The sequence below is a fragment of the Candidatus Defluviibacterium haderslevense genome (assembly GCA_016712225.1).
Classification (GTDB): domain Bacteria; phylum Bacteroidota; class Bacteroidia; order Chitinophagales; family Saprospiraceae; genus Vicinibacter; species Vicinibacter haderslevensis.
Window position 1 is genome coordinate 4,213,633 of sequence record JADJRL010000003.1, and the last position, 24,108, is coordinate 4,237,740.

General features: G+C 32.6%; 20 protein-coding genes. 14 read left to right on the forward strand and 6 right to left on the reverse strand.

Translation table 11 applies throughout. The features are described from left to right. The first annotated feature begins 39 nt into the window (after nt 1–39). The 4 genes from IPK88_16525 to IPK88_16540 all read left to right on the forward strand — a co-directional run bounded on the left by IPK88_16525 (nt 40) and on the right by IPK88_16540 (nt 2,819). Entirely contained in the window at nt 40–1,014 is a 975-nt protein-coding gene (locus tag IPK88_16525) for an aminodeoxychorismate synthase component I (protein ID MBK8245033.1), read from the forward strand. Beyond that, on the forward strand, nt 998–1,618 hold the full coding sequence (locus tag IPK88_16530; protein MBK8245034.1) for an aminotransferase class IV: 621 nt from the start codon (nt 998–1,000) through the stop codon (nt 1,616–1,618). Before IPK88_16525 ends, IPK88_16530 begins: the two co-directional genes overlap by 17 nt. Nucleotides 1,619–1,636: 18 nt before the next feature. Next, entirely contained in the window at nt 1,637–2,284 is a 648-nt protein-coding gene (locus IPK88_16535; GenBank protein MBK8245035.1) for a YggS family pyridoxal phosphate-dependent enzyme, read from the forward strand. Between the two features lie 118 nt (nt 2,285–2,402). Next, nucleotides 2,403–2,819, forward strand: a complete 417-nt coding sequence (locus IPK88_16540) for a hypothetical protein (GenBank protein MBK8245036.1) — start codon at nt 2,403–2,405, stop codon at nt 2,817–2,819. 129 nt (nt 2,820–2,948) lie between these two features. Here the strand turns inward: IPK88_16540 and IPK88_16545 are convergent, their stop codons facing one another. The 3 genes from IPK88_16545 to IPK88_16555 all read right to left on the reverse strand — a co-directional run bounded on the left by IPK88_16545 (nt 2,949) and on the right by IPK88_16555 (nt 7,284). Beyond that, on the reverse strand, nt 2,949–3,782 hold the full coding sequence (locus IPK88_16545; protein MBK8245037.1) for a DUF2911 domain-containing protein: 834 nt from the start codon (nt 3,780–3,782) through the stop codon (nt 2,949–2,951). Nucleotides 3,783–4,233: 451 nt separating this feature from the next. Then, entirely contained in the window at nt 4,234–6,525 is a 2,292-nt protein-coding gene (locus tag IPK88_16550; protein ID MBK8245038.1) for a TonB-dependent receptor plug domain-containing protein, read from the reverse strand. 84 nt (nt 6,526–6,609) lie between these two features. Then, nucleotides 6,610–7,284 carry a TetR/AcrR family transcriptional regulator gene (locus IPK88_16555; protein MBK8245039.1) on the reverse strand — a complete coding sequence of 225 codons (675 nt, stop codon included), beginning with the start codon at nt 7,282–7,284 and terminating at the stop codon, nt 6,610–6,612. A gap of 123 nt (nt 7,285–7,407) precedes the next feature. Here IPK88_16555 and IPK88_16560 point away from each other — a divergent pair, with 123 nt between their 5' ends. From IPK88_16560 to IPK88_16580, 5 genes are all read left to right on the forward strand, one after another. Further along, the gene (locus IPK88_16560) at nt 7,408–8,346 is read left to right on the forward strand and encodes a TerC family protein (protein ID MBK8245040.1); all 939 of its coding nucleotides are present in this window, start codon (nt 7,408–7,410) and stop codon (nt 8,344–8,346) included. A 2-nt stretch (nt 8,347–8,348) separates the two neighbouring features. After that, a complete protein-coding gene (locus tag IPK88_16565) occupies nt 8,349–8,969 on the forward strand; it encodes a VTT domain-containing protein (GenBank protein ID MBK8245041.1) in 621 nt (206 codons plus the stop codon). Beyond that, complete coding sequence (locus IPK88_16570; GenBank protein MBK8245042.1) at nt 8,966–9,475, forward strand: TIGR00645 family protein; 510 nt, start codon at nt 8,966–8,968, stop codon at nt 9,473–9,475. Before IPK88_16565 ends, IPK88_16570 begins: the two co-directional genes overlap by 4 nt. A gap of 89 nt (nt 9,476–9,564) precedes the next feature. Next, nucleotides 9,565–9,855 carry a DUF3817 domain-containing protein gene (locus tag IPK88_16575; protein ID MBK8245043.1) on the forward strand — a complete coding sequence of 97 codons (291 nt, stop codon included), beginning with the start codon at nt 9,565–9,567 and terminating at the stop codon, nt 9,853–9,855. A 481-nt stretch (nt 9,856–10,336) separates the two neighbouring features. Then, entirely contained in the window at nt 10,337–12,841 is a 2,505-nt protein-coding gene (locus IPK88_16580) for a gliding motility-associated C-terminal domain-containing protein (GenBank protein ID MBK8245044.1), read from the forward strand. A 132-nt stretch (nt 12,842–12,973) separates the two neighbouring features. Here IPK88_16580 and IPK88_16585 read toward each other — a convergent pair whose 3' ends face one another. From IPK88_16585 to IPK88_16595, 3 genes are all read right to left on the reverse strand, one after another. Next, complete coding sequence (locus IPK88_16585) at nt 12,974–13,786, reverse strand: alpha/beta hydrolase (protein ID MBK8245045.1); 813 nt, start codon at nt 13,784–13,786, stop codon at nt 12,974–12,976. Nucleotides 13,787–13,804: 18 nt separating this feature from the next. After that, on the reverse strand, nt 13,805–14,476 hold the full coding sequence (locus IPK88_16590; GenBank protein MBK8245046.1) for a flavodoxin reductase: 672 nt from the start codon (nt 14,474–14,476) through the stop codon (nt 13,805–13,807). 692 nt (nt 14,477–15,168) lie between these two features. Further along, nucleotides 15,169–18,021 (reverse strand): PKD domain-containing protein, encoded by a 2,853-nt coding sequence (locus tag IPK88_16595; GenBank protein MBK8245047.1) that lies wholly within the window; start codon nt 18,019–18,021, stop codon nt 15,169–15,171. Nucleotides 18,022–18,472: 451 nt separating this feature from the next. Here IPK88_16595 and IPK88_16600 point away from each other — a divergent pair, with 451 nt between their 5' ends. The 5 genes from IPK88_16600 to IPK88_16620 all read left to right on the forward strand — a co-directional run bounded on the left by IPK88_16600 (nt 18,473) and on the right by IPK88_16620 (nt 23,858). Beyond that, complete coding sequence (locus IPK88_16600) at nt 18,473–20,596, forward strand: T9SS type A sorting domain-containing protein (GenBank protein ID MBK8245048.1); 2,124 nt, start codon at nt 18,473–18,475, stop codon at nt 20,594–20,596. Nucleotides 20,597–21,013: 417 nt separating this feature from the next. Next, complete coding sequence (locus tag IPK88_16605) at nt 21,014–21,442, forward strand: DUF1761 domain-containing protein (protein MBK8245049.1); 429 nt, start codon at nt 21,014–21,016, stop codon at nt 21,440–21,442. Between the two features lie 117 nt (nt 21,443–21,559). Continuing rightward, the gene (locus IPK88_16610; protein MBK8245050.1) at nt 21,560–22,039 is read left to right on the forward strand and encodes a hypothetical protein; all 480 of its coding nucleotides are present in this window, start codon (nt 21,560–21,562) and stop codon (nt 22,037–22,039) included. An 812-nt stretch (nt 22,040–22,851) separates the two neighbouring features. Continuing rightward, entirely contained in the window at nt 22,852–22,998 is a 147-nt protein-coding gene (locus IPK88_16615; GenBank protein ID MBK8245051.1) for a hypothetical protein, read from the forward strand. Beyond that, nucleotides 22,995–23,858, forward strand: coding sequence for an IS3 family transposase (locus IPK88_16620; protein ID MBK8245052.1), 864 nt, complete (start codon nt 22,995–22,997; stop codon nt 23,856–23,858). Before IPK88_16615 ends, IPK88_16620 begins: the two co-directional genes overlap by 4 nt. Nucleotides 23,859–24,108: the final 250 nt, after the last annotated feature.

Sequence of the window (24,108 nt, forward strand, 5' to 3'; positions counted from 1 at the left end):
AAAAGGCGAAAATTAATACCAAAAAATTACTTTTGTTCTATGCATTTGTTGGAACCCTATCTGAATGTTATCAAAACCATGAATTATCTTCAGAAAAAAGGTGAAGATTACCTGTTTATGGTGGATTTTGACAAGACATTGGGTTTTTGTATTCCGCTATCAGAATTAGATCCTAATTATATTCAATACAGTATTCACGAAATAAATACCACACATCAGGAAAAGATCCCTTTTAAATTCGATTTTACACCACCCTCTTATGAAACCTATTGTCTTGCATTTGAAGCCATTCAAAAAGAATTAAAGGCCGGAAATACGTTTCTGACCAATCTTACCTTTGCTTCTCAAGTAAATTGTTCATTAGGACTTAATGATCTATTCCAATACAGTGATGCGAAATATAAATTATGGGTCAACAATACTTTTGTAGTGTTCTCCCCGGAACGATTTGTACACATTGAAAATAATGTGATTAAGACCAATCCAATGAAAGGCACCATCAATGCTGAAATTGAACATGCCGAAGAAGTTCTTTTAAATGACTTAAAGGAAAATGCAGAACACCATACTATTGTTGATTTACTGCGCAATGATCTGAGCATTATTGCAAATCAAGTTACCGTATCCAGATTCAAATATTTGGATTTAATTAAAACAAATAAGGGTGCTATTTACCAGATGAGTTCAGAAATTACCGGTCTAGTCAGAGAAAGGTATCGAACTTGTTATGGTGACCTGATCGATGCCTTACTCCCTGCAGGTTCAATTTGCGGGGCACCTAAACAAAGTACCATTGATATTATCCACAGGGTAGAAAACTATTCACGGGGTTACTATACTGGAATATTTGGAACCTTTCAACATGGAATATTCGATTCTGCTGTAATGATTCGATACATTGAATCTAAAAATGGTCAATTGTATTTCAAATCTGGTGGAGGCATTACTGCCCTGTCAGATCCTGAAAAAGAATATCATGAATTAATAAAAAAAATTTATGTACCCATTTTTTGAATCCATGGCGCTGATAGATGGCAGCATTCAACGAATAGCATTTCATCAAAATAGAATCAATCGCACATTTGCAAAATATTACCCAAGTACCAAACCGATTGAATTGAGAAGTATTTTAATTCCTGATGAATTCAATTTTGATCAATTACAAAAACTCAAATTAAACTATAATTCAAACAATTATGAGATAAACATTTCACATTACAATCCTATTCAATTTGATCAATTCTATTTTATAAACGATGATCAAATAAATTACGATTTTAAATACACAGATCGAAATCAATTAGATTACTGGCGCCGACAGATAGAACCTCACTCACAATTTATAATTATTAAGAACAATTTATTGACTGATTCCCATTTCAGCAATCTGGTATTTACGAATGGCAAACATTGGATCACACCCAAAACACCTTTGCATGCAGGAACTATGCGGGCACATTTGATAAACAAACATAAAATCATACAGAGTTATGTTTCAATCAGCACATTACATTTGTTTACCCATTTTAAACTCATCAATGCACTGAATACTTTAGAAAGCGCCTATCCATATCCTATTGAACTATTAATTGAACCATATGTTTCATACCTTAAATAAATCTGTTTTTAAATTTAAATGAATTCCTATCTAAAAATTCTTGAAAAGACTCAAGCAGCTCCTGTAAAACTCATTGTAGTTAGTAAATTTCAAACTGTAGAAAATATAAACAAAATTTACGATCAAGGACAACGTGATTTTGGTGAAAACAGAATCCAAGAGCTCTTGATAAAAAAAGATCAATTACCTAAAGATATCAGGTGGCACGTTATTGGTCATTTACAAAAAAATAAAGTTCAGGACATTGTACCTTTTGTATTTCTGATTCAATCTGTAGATTCTTTAGCATTAGCTCAACAAATAAGTAAAGAAGCCTCTAAATTAAATAAAAGCATTGACATCCTTATTCAGATTAAATTATCACAGGAAGAAAGCAAATTTGGATTAGATTACAAACAGTTAATAACTGAGTTGGATTTACACCTTTGGCAAGAATTACCCCATATTCGAATTAAAGGCATTATGGGCATGGGATCTTTGACAGAAAATCAATCCATTACCAGACAAGAATTCAAGACTTTAAAACAATATTTCAATATACTCAAGGCTTCATACTTATTAGATCCTGAATTTACAGAAATATCTATGGGTATGTCAGGCGATTTTCAATTAGCCATAGAAGAGGGTTCTACTATGGTTCGGATTGGAAGTTTAATCTTTACTTAAGAGCATTGAAATAAAAAATTCAATGAAAAGGCATTTAATGCTTTATAATAATTATATTTGTATTTCCATTCTACAATTTCTACAAGCACTTTTATTTAACCCTTTAAAAATTTAATTTATGTTAAAGCTATTTTTAACTAAAACGATTTATTTCGTTTTAGCAGTAACAACTCTTTCTGCAGTGCTTATTTCTTGTAACAAAGATGATTCTGGCAATGAAAGCTATACCTATCAAGGAGATTTAACTCCACTTGTTGGATTTACCGGAACAGGACAGATAAGGGCCAATTTATCAAATCATGAACTGGATCTAAACATCAATTTTTCAGGTATTCCCATTGTACGGGCATATTTGATTGAACATAATAATGGTGCGATTCGAATTCAAAATATAGCTGACAATCCAAATTCTCCTTTTAATACTAAAATAACTATTACGGATTCGACCATAACTGCATTGAACCAGGGAAATATAGGCGTTGAATTACTTACATCTGGAGGTGCAATCGCATTAAGAGGTTATTTGTCCAAATAAGTTAATTTGAATTTCAAGATTGAATTCCATGTTGGAATTTGGTCTATATCATAAAATTAAATATAAAAAAAATGGTCAAAGCATCCATTGGATTATTTGACCATTTTTTCTTACATTGATATTGACCCGTTACCTACTCCATTCGGCAATGGCCTCATTGTTCATTTTGACATATTCTTCGTTACCATCTGCCGCAGCAAGTGTTTTAGATTTCGTAGCAGCCTCAATAGCCTCTGCTTTTCTTCCTAGCTTTCCTAAAATAAGAGATTCAACTCTTAATTTCCAAAATTTAGCATCCATAGCATTTGCTTTTTGAATCCACACTAATGCCTGATTTAAATCTTTGTTATTGTCTGAGTAATAACTTGCAGCTCTATAGTAGTCGTCTGAGGTAGGTCCAGCTAAAACTTTCTCTATGTTTTTTTGGACTTTCATGTCGATCTCTGTTTTCATTTTAACAGATACTAAGGTGTTTTCCCATGACAAATTTAGTGAAGCCATATCCGGTTTTAAATCGTTAATGTCTATTGTAAATGATTCAACCGTGGTCGTTAATAATTCAGGAACCACATCAACAGTTAAAGCTACTTTAGTAGGATCGTAGGTTTTTGGTAATCCAGATTGAGCAAAATCTTTATAAAATATTACTTGCCAACTCACTTCACCTGGAACTGTATATAATGCATAAGTACCCATTAACAGTTGCTTACCTTCTACGATCATATCATCCGAAAAAGTAATTTTTGTAGCTGCGTTCGCGCCAGTGCGCCACATTTTATCAAAAGGAACTACCTCCCCAAAAATCTTTCTATTCTTAACACTTGGTCTAGAATATTCTACAGTTACAGTACCCAATCCAAGCTTTTGTTCCAATTTACAACTTGGACTTGGGGCAGGAGTTTGGATTTGTGCAGTCAAACTAATGACCATCAAAAAAGAAAATAAAAAAATTAACTTATTCATAACAATTTGATTTATATGAGTTTATAAAATAATAGCAACTAAAATCATACCAATAATAAATAAAAATAAAAAAAGTTCAAAAAAACATATTACAATTATTAATAATATGTATATCTTTGTATCGTTAACTCAAAATAAGAAATTATGGTAATCGCTTCAATTTGTACGGTTTGCTTTATTTGTTCTTGGTTTCTAATTCAACTTAAAACCGTTGAACAAGAATAAAAGTTCAATAACTTGTCAATAACTTAATGTCTGTAACAGAATGAAAAAATAATTTCTGTTAGATACATTAGTTAAATGTTCTCCCTCAAAAAAATAGAGCTCATTTTGTGTGTACTTATTTGTCAGACAGTTAGGTTTGAATTGTTTGCTTTTTGTATTTAAAAAATTATTTTTGGATTGCAAAAAATCAGTAATATTAAGTTACACTTTTATTTAATCAACCCACTTACTTCAAAATTTTGAACCTAAGGCCAACATATAACTCTCTTCCTCGTGTTGGTCCCCATGCAAATGAAGTATCAAAATATTTTCCAAAAGGTCTTTGGTGATCAATAATAGGATGTTGTTGTCGGAAGTCAAATATATTTTCACAACCAACAAAACCCTCAATATTTTTAAAACTATGTGTGTACTGTATACTGACAATTGAAAATGGATCAGAGTATTCCATTTGCTGAAATTCAAATGGCAAAGATTTGGATTCAGGTAATCTTTGTTTACCATAGGTATGAACATTTAAGTCAACTTGCCACAGTGGTAATTTGGATTTGAAACTCAACACTAATAAAAAACGATGTTTTGCATTAAAAGGCAATACAAATTTCTGATCTTCGATTTTTCTATAAACATCTAATGCGTTGTATGCAATCTTAAAACTTAACATATCATTTAGCTCTGATGATATTTCACTTTGAAAAGCGTTTGAAATTGAAGGTCCCGTAAAATTAGCAATGGTGACAACGTCAGGTTTAGTATCATAATCAGGAAAAAATTGATTTTGAAATTGTGTATGATAAAAATCAACAGAACCTGAAAAGTCAAGTTTTCCAATCTTCCATTTTTGATTAACACTCAAACCCAAATTCACTGATTTTTCAGGGTTCAATGTTTCTTTGAATACAATATTTCGATTACTGGTTAATACATTAATATTTTCCGCAAACAAACTTACTGTTCGCCATCCAGTCCCTATAGATGCTCGAATATCTGTCTTATTATCAGGAGTATATTTGAGCAAAATTCGAGGTGTTAAATACCATGTCCTGTGATTGAGATGATCCATTCTAATTCCTGTAATTGCCGTAAATTTTGAATTTTTTGAATTGAATATATTTTCAATAAATACCCCAGGAATTATTTCCTTTTTAATATATACACCATTATACGATCGATCAATTGTATCCGATGAAAAAGATATGATTTCTTTTGCATCAATGTATCTAAATGATGTGCCTACTTTTAAATCTTGTCGCTTATTTGAGCCATAAAAATATTCATATTGCAGGTTTGCATATTGATGAATTTGTTTTGGCTGATACCGCACGACCCCAAACCAAGATTGTTGATTATGTACAACCCTACTCAAGTACAAAACAATTTTTTTATTCTCATTGAATCGATAACCGGACTTTGTATAAATATCTGTTTGTAAAAATTGAGTAATTAAACCATAAGCCTTGGTACTTCCTCTATCTAATTCAGGGTCATAGAATAATTGTCCACCAATACGTTTTTCATCTACCAATCTAAATCCTACAAACGTACTAAAGCCATTTTCATTTTCCTTTCTAAAACGCCACTTATTATATATTGAATATCTAGTTAGTAAGGGTAAATCTAAAAAATCATTATCATCTTTATCTATCTTATTAGCTGGTTGAGAACTATGGATTGCCAGATAATTTGTCCAACTGTTATTTGAAATGGAAACTCCGACATTAACATGTTTCTCACCAAAACTATTGATTAAAAGATCAGCAGTAAACGGCTCAGCGGTGCCGCCTTCACGAGGAAATATCGTAATTTGTCCAACCATATTCTCATACCCTTGCAACACACTATTGGCACCTTTAACAACCCAAATATTTTCAACTATGCTTCCAGGAATTGCACTTATGCCATAAGTATAAGTTAAACCAAGTATAGTTGGAATTCCATCTACCAAAACTTGATTATACACTCCACTTAATCCAAGAATGCGAAGCTCTTTCGTATTAGTTAAGATGTTCGTGGTTTGGGGTTGTACCGTACTTTGTGTTTCAAAACATCCGGCCAAATCACAGCATGCAGCCTTTCTCAATTCATTTCTATTGATAACTTCGGTTTTGATAGGCTGAAGACTAGAAACATAAGCTCCAATTTTATTATCATAAATAGTAACTTCTTGTAAGGTCACATTTGCATTTAAATGAAATGTCCAAAATGAATGCAGATCATCAAATTCAAATGTATCCAAAAGATCCAAATAAGAAACAACAATTACATACGAAAGCATCGAAGTATCGGGTGGATATGAAATAGAAAACACACCCTTAACATCCGTTACCTCCTGAACATTTGTACCCAACCAAGAAACTTTAGCATAAGGAATAAATTGATTGGCATCATCAACTATTCTACCTAGAAAATGAGACTGAGAAAGCAACAAATCAATATGAATACTAATAAAAAAAAATACTAATATTAAAATCTTTGTTTTAAACATCAAGGAATTCATTCTATAATATAAGAAATTCATAAAGTTTGGTTTGCATTACATCAAATTTAGATAATATTTAGATATTCAAGTATCTAAGATTCCTTTACACGCTTGTCATGAAACTTATCCAAATAATGCTCTAAACACTAAATCTTCCAAAAAATCAATAACTAGAGTTGCATCATTTGGTTGATCAAAATCAGTTAATGAAGGCAGGTTTATTCTAAAATAATTTTGAATATGTGCTGATTCAATGAGTGTACTTGTCAAAGAATGAGGATATTTGTAATTTGGGTTGCATGATAACATGACCTCAGCAATTCGATTGCATAAATCTTTATACGGTTTAAAAAATTGGTGCGCGTTATCGCTTTTCACGTGCTTTGTCATATAAGCTTTAATTCCTTCAGACATGACTATTTCGTACAATAAATACTCATTGATATGTGCTGTACTTTGGTCATCAACAACATGAGACCCAATAATTTGGATCATTTTTTTTAACTTTTGGTGAGGATTTATGATATTATTGGTTTGAAAAACGATTTGATATTCCAGCCATGTCCAATACCATGAGACCAAATACACTAAAAGCAAATGCTTGTTTTCAAAATACCGATATACACTGGCTTCAGTAGTTCCTATTTCTTCAGCAAGCTTTTTAAAAGTAAAATGCTCTACACCCAATCTATGAATAAGAACTATACTGAATTTTAGAATATCTCTTCCTAACTCAGTATCTTCCGGATTCCTCAGGAAAAGTTTATTGTTAAGTTTAATTTGAATGGATAGATCCATAAGTACTATAAGGCTTTTTTGTTAAATTTTTACAAAAGTATAAATATTTAACGTAATAGTAATACTATTATTTGAGATAATATTACTATCTTTGCGACATTATTAAGATATAATCAACTTTACATGACCACAGAACCAATATTTTGGATACTTTTTCTCCTCTTTATGGCAGCTATGTTAGCCCTTGACTTAGGACTATTCAATAAAAAATCACAAGATGTTTCTTTTAAAAAATCATTACTCTGGACAACAGTTTGGATTGGATTAGCCATGATTTTCAACCTGATCGTCTACCAATGGAAAGGACCCGATAAGGCTGTTGAATTTCTCACAGGCTATCTCATTGAGCTTTCCTTAAGTGTAGATAACTTATTTGTGTTTATTCTTATATTTGGCTATTTCCATGTCCCTACAAAATATCAACACAAAATTTTGTTTTGGGGTATAATAGGTGCGTTAATATTTCGTGCTATCTTCATTTTTGCAGGTGTGGCTCTACTCAATCAATTTCATTGGATGATTTATTTATTCGGAGGTATATTGGTCATTTCTGGAATAAAAATGTTATTTCAATCCGATAAAAAATTAGAACCAGAAAAAAATCCCATACTCAATCTCTTCAAACGCTTTTTTCCTGTGGCTCATCACAATGAAGGTAGTAAATTCTTTATAAAACAAGCAGGAAAATGGTTTGCTACGCCCCTATTTTTGGTTCTTATTTTAGTCGAAACCACGGATGTGATTTTTGCAGTAGATTCTGTTCCTGCCATTCTCGCAATTACAACAGATACTTTTATAGTCTTCACATCAAATGCCTTTGCAATTCTAGGATTGAGATCCTTGTTTTTTTCATTAGCAGGAATCATCAAATTGTTTCGATTCCTCCATTACGGCTTGGCCGGCATTCTCATCTTCATAGGACTTAAAATGGTGTTAGCTGATGTTTATAAAATTCCTATTATGTATGCGCTTATTTCAGTGCTTAGTATATTAGTAATAAGTGTTCTTGCGTCATTGCTCATACCAGCCAACAATAATAAAACATCAACACCAAACGCCTAACTATGCTTGAATATTTAAGTTTATTAACAGACACTGAAAAGCTAATCCATTATGGTGGACTTAGTATACTATTAATTATTATAACCATTGAAACTGGTTTCTTTTTCGGGTTTTTCCTTCCCGGAGATCCACTGTTATTTACTGCAGGACTGCTGTGCGGAACTAAAGATTTGGATGTAAATCTGTTTATACTGCTTATATCTGCAACCCTAGCAGCTTTTATTGGTAATGTTATTGGTTATAGTACAGGAAAATATGTAGGAAAAAAATTATTCACGAAGAACAACTCCATCTTCTTCAAACAACAACATTTAGAAACTACTAGAAATTTCTATAATAAATATGGCGGATTATCATTAGTTACCGGCAGATTTCTTCCAATAGTCAGAACATTTGCCCCAATATTTGCGGGAATCATAGAGATTCCCTTTTGGAAATTCAATGGCTACAATATTCTGGGTGCAGTGCTTTGGGTATGGACGTTAATTCCTTTGGGCTATTTCCTTGGCAATCAATTTCCACAACTTATTGAATATATAGAATATATTATAATCGCAATTGTAATATTAACAAGCATTATATTAATTAAAGCATATCATCAATTAAAACCAAAAACATCATGAGCAACAAACTCGAAACCACATTAGAAAAAATAATTTTTGCAAGTAGATGGCTTCAAGCACCCCTTTATGCTGGACTCATCATTGGTGGTATCTTATACACTTACAAGTTTCTTGTTGAATTAATTCATCTGATAGTTCATATTGAAGAAATCACAGAAACCGCATTAATGCTAGGCATCTTAACATTAGTTGACATAACCATGGTGGCCAATTTATTAATTATGGTGATCATCGGGGGATATGCTACTTTTGTAAGCAGGCTGGATTTAGAAAAAGAAGTTGATAAACCAGAGTGGTTAAATAAAGTTGATGCAGGTACATTAAAAGTTAAACTATCAGGTTCTTTAGTCGGTGTTTCTGGGATTCATTTACTACAAATCTTTATTAACATTGAAAATAAAAACTTGGAACAAGTTACCTTACAAATTATCATACATGTTGTATTCCTAATTTCATCAATAGCACTAGCATATACTGAAAAAATAATGCACCAAAAGCATCACTAGTTAAAACCCGATCTATCCTTCCAATTAAACATTAAAACTAGTTACATGTTGTAATCAACATATTTAATATCAACATTATCAAAATCAATATGAATCAAACACAATTAACTCGACTTCGATTACTTGGGTTCTCGGAGGGTCTTAGTTACATTGCACTGCTTGGCATAGGAATGCCATTAAAATATATATACAGCCTACCCATGCCTAACTTAATTATTGGTACTATTCATGGAATATTATTCATTGCGTACTGCATTTGGGTTTTAATAGTCAAATCGGAACGCCAGTGGCATCTCTCTATAACCTTTTGGGCGCTATTCGCTTCGTTAATACCTTTTGGAACCTTTATTGCAGATTATAAAATTTTTAGAAAAAATTAAATTAAGTTATACCCGCAATACCTTATATGTCATAAAATTCCCTTCATTAATTTCAATCATTCATATTTGTTACAAAAGCTTTAATCACTCAAACTGCAATTCGTAACGAGTCTAAGGATAGATAAGCCACTTGTGCTTAATCTCACTACTGACAGAAAATCGACCGAAATATTGAAAAATATTCTCTAGTTCACTGTATTTGATCGCTAACTTAATTATAATTCTATATTTAGAATATGACTATATTTACATGCCAAAATAGATAAAAATTCGAATTTCGAATCATTGTTTTACATAACAATGATGCTTCAATAAATTAAGGCATATTCAAATAACTAGATACCAAAAGAACTCAGATCCGTGATAATTCAAATGTAAGTTGGGTTTGCTGATGGAAATCCAATATTAAATAGGAAATTTATATATCTTAATTAGTTCAATTTTTGAGTATTTTTATCCTTTCAATTGGACATTGAAGTAAATGAATATCAAAACTATTATCTTTTGTTATTTTATCAGTTATTCATGTTTTGCCTTGGTGATTGTGAACGTGGCAAATGCTAACCATATTACTCCTTCATTGAATCCTTGTACGTTTTTATGTAACACTGACTTTGAAGATGACAAATTTGTAAATGCAGGACAATTTGGTTTTTTTCATCAAGATTTAGTCTCATGCTGGAACACAACAGCTTCTGATCAACAAATTGAAATTTGGGGAAGCGGATTTGGTGGTGTGCCTGCCTTTTCCGGAAATCAATTCGCAGAATTAAATGCCAATATGGTGTCTACGCTTTTTCAAAATTTTTCAGCATCATTGGGAAGCAGCGTTGAAATTAAATTCGCGCATCGCGGCAGAGCCGGGATTGATGTTATGAGTGTTGAAATAGGTCCTATTGGAGGGCCTTATCAAAATCTAGGTAACTTTACTGCAGATAACAATGCTTGGGTTTATAATACCGTAAATTATACTTTTCCAAAAACAGGAAGTACCGACTATACGCTCCGATTTAAATCAGTAAGCGCGGCCGGAGGTGCCACAGTAGGTAACTTTCTTGATGCTATTTCCATTAATTTACAAAAACCGGATATCAGTCTTGTTATAAATCAACCCGATTGTCCTAATGCTTTAAATGGGAGCATTTATCTTCAAGTAAGAGGAGGCATGGGACCTTATAAATTCAATTGGCTACCTCCTATTCAAAGTTTTGATTCCATAGTAACTGGACTTTCAGAAGGAACTTACAATGTAGAAATATCTGATTTTTACGGCTGTAGTGAAGTCTTTTCAATTTCTTTGATACCCAAACAATATCAAGACACCACATACATTTCAAAAACGATTTGCAATGCCTATACCTGGTCAGCAAATGGACAAACCTACACTAAAAATGGATTATACTTTTCCCATTTACAAAATGTATATGGATGTGACTCGTTCATTCAACTCAATCTCAATATTTTATCGAGCACCACACAAATACAACAAATCCAATCTTGTGAAATGTATATATGGCCGGTTACCGGAAAAAGTTATATTTATAGTGGTCTATATTCTGATACATTAATTAATTCCGTTGGTTGTGACTCTATACTTAATTTGGATTTAAAGATAACACCTTCTTTCTTTCATGTTGAAAAAATACAAATGTGTGAATCATATACCTGGCCGGTTAATGGCAGGACATACACACAAAGCGGAATATATAATGACACTTTTTCTAATATCTTTGGTTGTGATTCCATATACTCACTTGACCTAAATATTTCAACTGTACAAAATACAGAATCAATCATCCAAACTTGTGATTCATATTTTTGGCCTGTAAATGGTATAACATACACACAAAATGGCATTTATTCAGATACACTTGTCAATGTATTGGGTTGTGATTCCATTCTGACTATCAGGTTGACTATCATTCCTACACATTTTCAACATACAAACATAGTACAATGCAATTCATATTTATGGCCTGTTAATAAACAAACATATATTGAAAGTGGTTTTTATTCTGATACCCTTTCCAATAGCTTAGGTTGTGATTCAATACTATCATTGCAATTAACCTTAAATAAGACTTACCAATTTTCTTCAGACATTACAACTTGTGATCGATACACTTGGCCCATTGATGGTCAGACCTATACGCAAAGCGGTATCTACTCGAAACATTTAAAAAGTATATCCGGTTGTGATTCTGTTTTTATATTAAACTTAAGCATTCACAAAGGATCATTTCATTCACAAACCATGACTGCTTGTGATCGTTATGAATGGATCAATGGTATAACTTACACAAAGAGTGGCACTTACTATATTCAGAACACAACTACAGAAGGATGTGATTCTATACTGACCTTATATCTATACATTCATCCTAGCTATTTGAATATTGACACTACTCAAAATTGTGATTCTTATATTTGGCCGGTTAATGGAATAACATATACTCATAGCGGTCTTTTCACAAGATATTTACAAACACAATTCGGATGTGATTCTATTGATCAATTATATCTAAAGATTGATCAATCGTTCGTGTTATATGATACCATCGAGGCTATAGAAAATTATATTTGGCCGGTTAATAAGGAAACTTATTATGAATCTGGAATACATGAGGAATTCTTCACAACCATTGAAGGTTGTGATTCCATAAGAATTTTACTTTTAAATATCAAACGAAGTGGAAATGTATTTATCCCTAATGTTTTTTCACCAAACGGAGATGGAATTAATGACCTTGAAATCATCTTTTCTAGTCCAGAAATAAAAATTATAGATCAATTTAGCATTTATGATCGCTGGGGCGAAAAACTTTTTCAGAAATCCCATTTTCCACCTAATGATCCAACTTTTGGATGGAATGGATATTCTCGAAATCTACCATTAAATCCAGATGTTTTTGTTTATATCGTAGAATGGACAGATCTTTTGAAAAACAAGCATGTTGAACGTGGAAATGTAACCTTAGTAAAATAGATTTTTTTGAATACAACTGCTTAGAATTGCATTTGAAAATGTATGTCCTCAACAAATTCCAATAAGCAACGATATTGAGTACTTAAAAAGAACCACCCACCGGAATTCCATTTAGTGTGGATCTTTGAGATCTTATAAAGTCATCATGAAGTCATGAATATTTTTGTTAAATTCAACAGGTTGTTCAAGATTAGATACATGCCCAGCGCTTTCAATAATCTTAAGTATTGATCCTTTAATATGTTCATTCATAAATTCAGATTGAGTTAACGGAGTTACAGCATCTTCACGACCGCAAATTATTAAGGTCGGAACAATGATCTTATGTAGCTCGGAACATGTCTCAGAACGCTCAGCAAGAGCCGTAAGTCCCATCGTTATAATGTGTTGTGAATTGGATTTAACTACAGTACTTAAGCTATCAACCAATTCTTTTTTATTGCTTAAAGAATCAGTATGAAAAACACTCTTAATAAATGCGTCATTGAATTTAGTCGCTCCCTGAACTAATATTTCATCAATAAGCTTATATCTTTTTTCTTTTACATCTACAGTATCTGCAATACACTGCGTGTCACATAATATTAAAGCTTCAAAGCGATCAGGAAACTTTTTCATGGCATTCAAGGCAATATATCCCCCCATAGACAAACCACAAAGTATCGCTTTATCAATACTTAAATGATTCATAAACTCCATTAAATCTTCGGTAAACAAATCTATACTTAAATGTGAATTTTCATCTTTAGATTTACCAAACCCTCTAATGTCACAGGCAATTACTCGATTTGAAGGTTTAAAAAATTCGAGCTGTGCTTGCCACATTGATTTATCAAATGGATAACCATGCAAAAAAATAATTGGTATGTGACCCTCCCCTAAATCATCATAAAATAAATTAAAATCATTCACCGTAGTGTTTAAATTGAAACCTCTTCTTTCTATTAACATGATTTATTAAATTTAGAATTTTTCTTTTAAAATGTGTTTCCTTGTCACACCCAAATGAATTAATTGATGTTCTACATCTTCAATCATTTTAGGGGGACCACATATATAAAAATATTGATTGAAATGATTCACACGCTCTTTCAGAAATTCTTCCGTAATTCTTCCAAAGGAGTAGCCATCAACATGTTCATCAGACAAAATATTTATAAAAGCATCACCAAGCAAAACTTTAAATTGATCCTCAAGAATAATATCATCTTTGGTTTTGTTAGCAAATACTAGCCTATTATTTCCGATCTCATTTATATCTTTAAGGTTTCTAAAAATGGAAATAAAAGGAGTAACACCTGCCCCTCCAGCTATAAATACACCTTCGCCTTTATAAGTAATTGCCCCAAAAACATTATGCAAAACCAACTCATCATCACTTCGTAAATTCAATAACTCTTGAGTAACGCCTTTATGTTTGGGATAAATCTTAATTGTAAACTCTAAAGTATGTTTATTTGGCAAGTTCGTAAATGTAAAGGGTCTTACTTCATTTAACCAACCACTTTTATTAATTGAAATATTGGCAGCCTGCCCCGGAACAAAATCAAATCCTACTGGTTTGTCGGTGGTCATTCGCAACACATCGTGTGTAACATTATTTATTGAAACTATTTTTAGAATATGTTTTCCCATATATTAATGACAATTTTTAAAACTATTTAGATGGAAACCTTTTACTATTTTATCATTATCCTGCAAACATACCTTTTGAATTTTGAGAAAACCATACATAATTCGGGAAGAGAATTGTAAGATTCACACATAGTAAATAATTTGCGCTGATATTAAATATTAATCATCAAATTCATAAATAACTAATTCGGCACAAACATATAAGCATAAATAGATAAAAGTTAAAACATCAATCGACTAAATTATAAAATCCAAATAATTTTCTCTTGTAATAATTATGAATGAGCTATTTCGATTTGCTATGGTTGTTCAAATGCTCTTTCGATTACCAAATGAAATGATGTTAAGATCAATAAATAGGTGTTTTTAATGAATTCCGTCACTAAATTGACGGAATTCATTAAAATTGCGTCAACCAATTGACTGAATTATGCTTAATTCAGTCACAACGATTCAAAAATTAATGATTCATTGGGATCATTACTCTTTAAAAGTTAGCAACACTAAATCATATTAAGTAAAAATAATAATTCTTGCTGCAAAGAAATTGTATTTCTGACGGGAATTTGAATAGCTCTCGCATAAAAATAAAAAAGCATCGCAGAAGTCAACTGCGATGCTTAAAAAATTAGCCTAATTTGATACTTTTGAATTTCAGTTTAAAATTGCTTTTGAAGTGTAATTATAACTTACTATTCTTTTACAAATTTAAAAATATAACGATTGCCATTTACCAATAATTCCGTAAAATACATTCCATTAGAAAGTGATTCCGTAGAAAAGGAAATCATATTTTTCTTTGTTACGTTTGAATAACTCAATACTTTTTGACCTATGTGATTATTAATTATAACTTTATCAATTAACTGATCTTCTACTTCAATGTATAATTGATGATGCACTGGATTCGGATAATACTTCAGTTTTAAGCTACCTGTGATATCATGAGCACCATCAAGGGAAACGCGAATCATTTTTGATATGGTGTCATTACAAATACCATTAGCTACAATTAATTTCACAGTATAGGTACCTGGAACAAGAAAAGTATGTACAGGATTTTGCAAAGCACTCATATTGCCATCTCCAAATTCCCAACTCCATGTAATTCCATGGACCGTAACATCTGTAAAAGTAAACGTATTTAATACATTGGTATAAGTAAAATCAGCAATTAAAGTACTAATAGAAATAGTATCCGCCTTGGTACAACCCGCATTATTCGTTACAACAACCGAAAAAGTAGTATCGGCTGATATGGGTGTAATTGTATCTCTCCGAGACCTAATTCCATTACTCCATAAATAAGTGTTTCCATTACCTCCAACTGGAAGTGCAGATAGAATGATTTGAGTTCCATTACAAATCGTATCATTAGGAAATGCTGTAATGTTGGTTGCCGGCAGCGGACTCACAGTAATATTTACATGAGCTGTGTCAACACATCCATTTAATCCAGTTCCGGTGATGATGTAAATCATACTTGAATCCGGTGTAGCAACTACTGTATCTCCTACTGTTGCACTCAATCCTGAGGATGGCGTCCACGAGTAGCTATTTGCACCAGAAGCAATCACTGTCAATCCTGCTGAACCTTTACAAAAGGATCCACTTGAAGGACTTGTACTAACCATTGGATTTGGCAGAACAATAATACTATCAATCGGAGTGGTATAGGATAATGATGAAAATGCACAACTGGTGTGGCATCTAAAATAAGTTGTAGCTGATAATGAACTAACATCTAGGCTTATTGAATTCGTACCAATAGGGAGCCATGGTCCGGAATCCGTATCTGACCTTTCCCAAGAATAGGTAATACCTGACAAACCAATAATGGGTGCCGATAAATTCAAAGTAATATTTGAACCCTCACATACGATAGGATTTGAATTCAGTATATGGCCAACATCAGGAATATCAAGACAAATAGGTCCACTCATTACTAATTTAGAAATGGTATCATTATTACAATAAAGCCCTTTAATCACCAGAGTAACTTTATAAATACCAGGTGTATCATAAGTGTGTGTTGGATTTTGTAAATTACTGGTATCTCCATCCCCAAAATCCCAGCTCCAAGTTGCAACAGCAACTGAGCTATCTTGAAAATCAAACGTATTTACGGTATTCGAATATCCAAAATTTGAAACTGTAAGCGGCAAAACAACTATGGATATAGTATCTGCTTTACTACATCCTGCTGCGCTCGTTACATTCACTGATAAAATTGAATCTTGACTAGCGATTAAAGTATCCGTTCTGGAAGTTACTCCATTGCTCCACATATAAATATTTCCTCCACCACCAAAAGGAATAGCAGTTAAGATTACTTTGGTTCCAAAACAAACAGTGTCATTTGGATTTGCAGTAATATTGGTGGTAGGAAGTGGATTTACAGCAACATTCGCAACAGCAGTATCTTTACATCCAAAGGAATCAATACCCGTTACAATATACTGTGTACTCATTGCAGGTGCAGCATTTACCGTGTCTTTGTTAAAATCACTTAGTCCAGTCGTTGGAGACCAAGTATAGAATTGAGCTCCCGTAGCAATTAATTGCACGCCGTTTCCGCCCGCACAAAAGAATGCTGTCCGAGGAGTAACAGAAACAACAGGAGACAAATTAGCCAACACAATAATGCTATCAATCGGTGTTGTATAAGACAGTGAAGAGTTAGTACACAGCACATTACATCTGTAATATGTCGTAGCTGTTATCGACGGTATGTTCAATGTACTGGAATTGGTACCAACTGAGGTCCAGGTACCTGTTGTGTCATTGGTTTCTTCCCAGGTATAGATTATACCAGAAAAACTATCAATTGGGTTACTGAGATGCAATGTAGCTTTTCCACCACCATTACAGATGAGTGAATTATTGTTAATTATTACTCCAACATCAGGGAGACCAGTACAAAGAGGGGGAAATTCGTCAAAAGAAACATCGTCAATATACATGTTTGAACCCTGACCAGCTACAATCGTTTGGCTGGTTCCCTCAAAAATAAAGTAAATGGGCGCTCCTGTAAAAGTATCAGGAACATCATAAGAAAAATGATACCAAGCATTTACTGATTGGGTATCAGGTATTGCAATGCCACGGTTACGTGCTACAGTCCCTAGTTTTACTGCATCAGCATTAATAGAATCCAAAAGACTCACCCAAACTGTTAAACTATCAACATTGGCTTTGAAAAGACTATCTCGATACATATAAAATTCTAACTTCGCTGAATGTGTATCTCTTGAGGTATAATCGATTGGTCTTGAAATTAAATATTGTTTAGTTCCGGCAGCTACGTTTCTACTTCTAAAACGAGAGACCACTGAACCCCCATGAGCTGTAGTAACTGGGTTGGTCGTTGGGGCTGGTTGTCTTATCCAGACATTAGTACCAGGAACAGGAATATTTACCTTAATACTCCATCCTGCCGGGGGATAATTATTAGATTCAAATCCTTCAGTAGAGGTAATTTGACTAAAAGCATTCAAAGAAATAAATAGAAATAAAACAATACATTGTATCCATTTTGATGTCATAATGATAGGTTTTGAGTAAATAAAAATTAAATTCATATTAAAAGTAATACTAAAATTAAAGGATCTTCAAGATTTAAGGTAAAATGGCAAATATTTAACATTTGGATGGGATGATATAAAACCAATAAATCGGAATAACATATAAACTTGAATCTCTATTTTAGTAGATACTTTGATAACAGAAAGTAAAAACCATTAACCTGAATTATGCCTACCAAACTTCCCTCTTGCTGTAGATAATCCTATAAGAATAATCGATAATTCTCGGTGAATAAATATAAACGAGTTAATTAAATGACAGATACTCAAAAACAGACTTGAATAATTACAATAAACAAAGTCTACGAAACAACTGATTCTATTTGCAATACATAAAAGGCATTTTAAAATAGCAGGATTGGACAAATAGTTCATGGGCATAGCATCTAAATTTGCAATCTAAATAAATAATATGAAGATCAGATTTTTTATATTGAGGATAACAGCTTTATGGTTAATATGCCATTCAACTTCATTGAATGCACAATCACCACTTCCTTGTGGGCAGGAGCATGTGTTATCAAACTGGTTTTCTAATCACCCTGAAATGAAACTTAAATACGAGGAGTCAGTCAAGCGAATCAAAGAGTCCATAAAATTTAACAAAAATTCAAATCAGGATAAGATCTTATCAGAGCCAATCACTATCCCCGTAGTGTTTCATATTCTACATTTGGGCGGATCGGAAAATATAAGTAATGAACAAATATATGATCAAATCAGAATTTTGAATCGCGATTATCAAAAACAAAATGAAGACACTTCAAATGTTGTTACAGCCTTTCAAAATAATATTGCTAATGTTGGATTTAAATTCGTGCTGGCTAAGATTGATCCAGATGGTCGTTGCACCAATGGAATCATAAGACATTTAACCAGTAAAACATTTTGGAATGCAGATAGCATAGATCATTTTACTTACACATGGCCCCCTGACAAATATTTGAATTTCTATATTGTTAAAAGCATCAATATCGCACCTGCATATACCTTTTTACCTGACATTGGAATTCCTGAATATGCAGATGCCATAGTATGTGAATCCAGATTAGTAGGCAGCATTGGAACTGCCACTTCTGCAAACTCGAGAGTGTTGACACATGAGGTTGGACATTGGTTTGGATTACCTCACATTTGGGGGATCAGTAATGCACCAGGGGTGGCGTGTGGTGATGATTATGTAGAAGATACTCCAGACACCAAAGGCTTTGTGAGTTGCAACATCAATAATTCCAAAATTTGTGATCCGAATATTGAAGAAAACGTTCAAAATTACATGGATTATTCACCCTGCAAATTAATGTTTACCAACGGTCAGGCTGCCTACATGAAGAAGACTATTGAATTAGGATTAAATAAAAGAAATCGATTGGTTAGTGAAGCCAATTTAAAATTAACTGGCGTTAAAGAAGAATTATCCTGTTTGACAAAAGCTGATTTTTTGTCATCTTATTCATCCATTTGTAAAGATGAGTCCATCACTTTCAAAAATAATAGCCAATCTGGAAACAATATCAATGACCTGAGTTGGATTATCAAAGGTGGCATACCTTCATTTTCAAAAGATTCAATAATAAACGTAAGATTTCTTGATACCGGGATCTTTGAAGTTAAACTTATCGTTTCAGGAATTCAAAATATCGACAGCATTTCAAAATTCATTCGTGTTTTCTATGGAAATAACGGCAAGAAAGCACCACAAATGTATTCCTTCGAAGATGGCATCATGCCTTCAGATTTTATCAGATTTCAAAATCAAGCATCCGATGTTCGATGGGAAGTATTACCAAGTATAGGTGCAGAAAATACGAATCATTGCGTTTTTCTAAATCATGCTGGTGGCACTTATCCGGACCAAAGAGCCTATTTAGAAACACCCTTTTATGATTTATCTCAGAATAATAAACCACGAATGTCATTCTATTATGCCTATGCAAAAAAATACGCAAACCAAGCAGATTCTTTCAGAATGGAATACACCCTTGATTGCGGTAAAACATGGAACATTTTCCTAGGTCTGCATAATACTCAAATCATGGCTTCACTTACCGGAGGAGTTAATTCTACAGCATTCTACCCTACTACAAATCAACATTGGAGAAAATTAATCCTGATGAATACTTTTGAATCCATTTTTAAAAACCAGCCAAGTGTCAAATTCAGGTTCTTATTTAAGAGTGACCCGAAAGTTGCAGGTTCTAACAATTTATTTATTGATGAAATAAATATTACTGACGAATCTTTGACATCTTCGAAAGACCTACTTGATGAAGGTGTTGTTACTATTTATCCCAATCCATCTTCATCAGAAGTATATCTTGAAATGATTCATTTTGGACCTAAAGCACACCCAATTGAAATAGGCAATCTAACTAGCCAACATATAGAGGTAATTCAACCTGAATTTATTTCAGGCAGCAAATCAAGATATTTAATTAATAAAAATAGTCACTTGTCTCCTGGCATTTATTATGTAAAAATCAGAACTGAAAAACAAACCGAAATTATTAGAAAAATAGTAATCTTAGAAAAATAATCCTATAAAAATAGAGGTAATAAATTCTAAGAATACACATATTCCAAAATTATAAATATTTGAACAAATCATTCAATCATTAGAGCACAATTCTTCAGGCATTGATTTACCATTGGTATAACTAATGGAATATATATATTTTCATTCTGCATAATAAAAATACAATTAGGCAATTTGTTTTAGGTTTTTTTCCAGATATAACCAACTCAACATAATAATCAGGAAAATCAAATTCAAGTCTATCGATTCAATTACTCAAATATTGTTATTCAGAATTACATAGATGGCCCTCTAAAAAAATTAATCTTAAATTAATACAAATTTATTATTATTGTCATGACAAATGGGGTCCAGAGACCATTTTAAAAGCGGGGCGAATCCGAAAAGCCAAATGAGTAGGACGAAAATCAACTTTATATGGAATTACAAATTAACATGACAGCCATTGCCATTGCAGTAGTGGCCAATTTTATTTTAGGTGCTCTTTGGTACATGCCGTTGTTTGGCAAAGCTTGGGGCAATGAAATGGGCTACGACCCGAATGAAAAACCGGATAACTCAGTAATGATCAAAGGCATGGCTTTTATGCTTATTGGAAACATACTATTTGCATGGGTTTTTGCTCATAATATCGCAGCCTGGGATTTTGTACCCGGCATGAAAGAGCAAGGCATAATTGCAAATACCATGAGTGCTGCTATCTTCACTTGGCTGGGATTTTATTTACCCGGAGAATTAGGAGCAACTGTATGGGAAAAAAAATCATGGAAGCTCTTTGCAATTAACACAGGATATCATTTAGCGTCATTAATATTAGTTGCAGTCATTTTAACCCATTGGAAATAAATTTGATTCCAATTTACGAACCAACTAATCAATTCGAATAAAAATAGTTGATATCAATTTAATCAATTAGAAAAGCGTAATGCTAACATACTCATGTGTAATCGCATAATAAATTTGATGCTTAATATAGTGATAAGAAGAATTTATCAACTTAAATTAGTTATTCCTATAATTATAGGACTATATTTATTTTCTTGCAATAAACAAAAAGTTTGTTGTGATTTAATTGACATTGATGTAAAAATACATTATCAAGACACGAGTGGAAATAATTTGATCAACACCAGTGCATCATTTAACTCATCAAACATCAAGATTTATTTCAAAAATGGTGATCAATATGAATATGCATTTAAAAGCAATCTTGATAATCCCAATTTTTTCTCTGTCGTAAATATAAATTCGAAGGAAATACTAACTGTATTTCCTTCGAATTATTATGAACAAAATAGATCAACAACATTAATCGAATTAAATTCAACAATTACTGACACTTTGATTTGTGAATTTGACCTAAGCAAGAATAACACCATTCTAAAACAAGCTTGGCTCAATGGAATTGAAATAAAAAACAGGTATATTGAAGTAAAAAAATGAAAGGAGAATAAAAAACAGTTTTGATTTTAATCTCAAGCTTTGAATTGCAGCTTAGCTAGAAATCACTTTGTCTTTTCTTTATATTTTATTCAACTCCAAAATCTACTATCAAAACAAAATACCAATAGTTCCAGAAGATTTATTGGAATACTCAAAGCGGGTCAAGTGTGTTCCACAATGATTAGACAATCAATAAACGTCCACCATTATTTAAAAATGGATAAAAGCTGAGCAAATCCCCATTTCTAATATTTGTTCTCATTTAGAGAGCTTAAAATTAATGGAGTTAAATTGAGAAACTCCAAATCAGAGCAGTGATAACACGTTTTTTGGCATTTGTGCTTATCCAAAAATTATAAAGCCACGATTCAAGTGACTTGTAGATTTCGTCGCCACCCAAGAAAAAATATTTTATCATCCCAGATTGTACATTCGGATTTCGCAATGAAAGGTAAAAGGCCAACCTGCCAGCGTGTTTAACAGGTTGAAATAGTAATCGCACATCAAAGATATTTTAACAAGCCATATCTATCCTTATAGTGAAAGTAACTGCTGCTTTTCCGGGTAATGAAGTCGTGAAGCTCGATAATACTTAATACACAGAAACCCTCCCTGACTGGGTTTGACAGGCAAGCGCGAAAGAGGAATATTAGGTCTAGTGATAACATTTGAAACTGTTTTGACTTGGAATAGACAATATACTTATAAAGCAATCTTAGAATTTATTGATTAATCTGTTTAGCTATTTTAGGATTTATTTATTAATCTGTATAGCTATTTTAGGACAAGACATAGGCTCAAACGAACTAGCTTTGGAAAAGGCTCTAGAAGAAGCTGAGCTTAAAATCAAGGCTCTTAATACACTTATTGATCTTGCAGAAGAACAACTCAACATTGATATTAGAAAAAAGTCTGGTGCCAAGCAGTCCTTAAAACAAAACAAGACAATCCTAAAATAGGGATCGGAAGGCTTTGCAAACTGTTTGGCAAAACTAGACATGCTTTTTATGACCATTTGTGGACTAAGCAAAAAATTAGTATTCGTGATGATATAATTCTTCAAGAAGTTATTTCCATTAGGAAACAACTTCCTAGGCTAGGTACAAGAAAATTATTTCATTTATTAAAACCAACTCTTCAATCTCACAATATAAAAATTGGTAGAGATTATCTATTTGATTTACTTTCAGAATGCAAATTAATGATAAGACAACGAAAAAGAAAAGCCATTACTACGGATTCAAAACACTGGATGAAAAAATACTGCAATCTCATTAAAGACATTACTATAACTAAACCCGAACAAGTTTGGGTAAGTGATATTACCTATATTAGATTAACTAACTATTGGGGCTATCTCAGTTTGATTACAGATGCTTTTTCCAGAAAAATTATTGGTTACTGTTTTCGTAATGATTTACAGGCAGAAGGGTGTGTTGAGGCCTTACGAATGGCATTAAATAATAGAATTTATGACCATCCCATTATTCATCATTCGGATAGAGGTTCTCAATATTGTTCACATCAATATGTCCATTTACTTAATCAACATAATATTAAAATTAGTATGACTGACAATGGAGATCCTTATGAAAATGCATTAGCGGAAAGAGTAAATGGTATTATCAAAACTGAATTTAATCTTCATCAAACTCATTTGGGATTTGATCAAACTTATAATCTTGTTAAACATTCCATTAAAGCCTACAATGAATTAAGGCCTCATGGAAGTTATGATTATTTGACTCCTGATCAAGCTCATCTGCAATTTGAAACATTACCCAAAAGGTGGAAAAACTATAATAAATACTATTTTTAAACCTTGTATACCTTACTTAGGATTAAAAATTATATTTGCATAGTCATTTTAGGATTTATTTATTAACCTGTATAGCTATTTTAGGACAAGACAAAGCCCGTCGGATAGCCGTGGATAAGCCGTGGAATAGCCGTGGACTAATGCTAGTGGATATCTCCATACGAATGGTCATATTTAATGGATTCTATCCCATTTGTGGGTTAGTTCATTAGTATAAAGCTAATTCAGGTATATACAAATCCTGTTATGC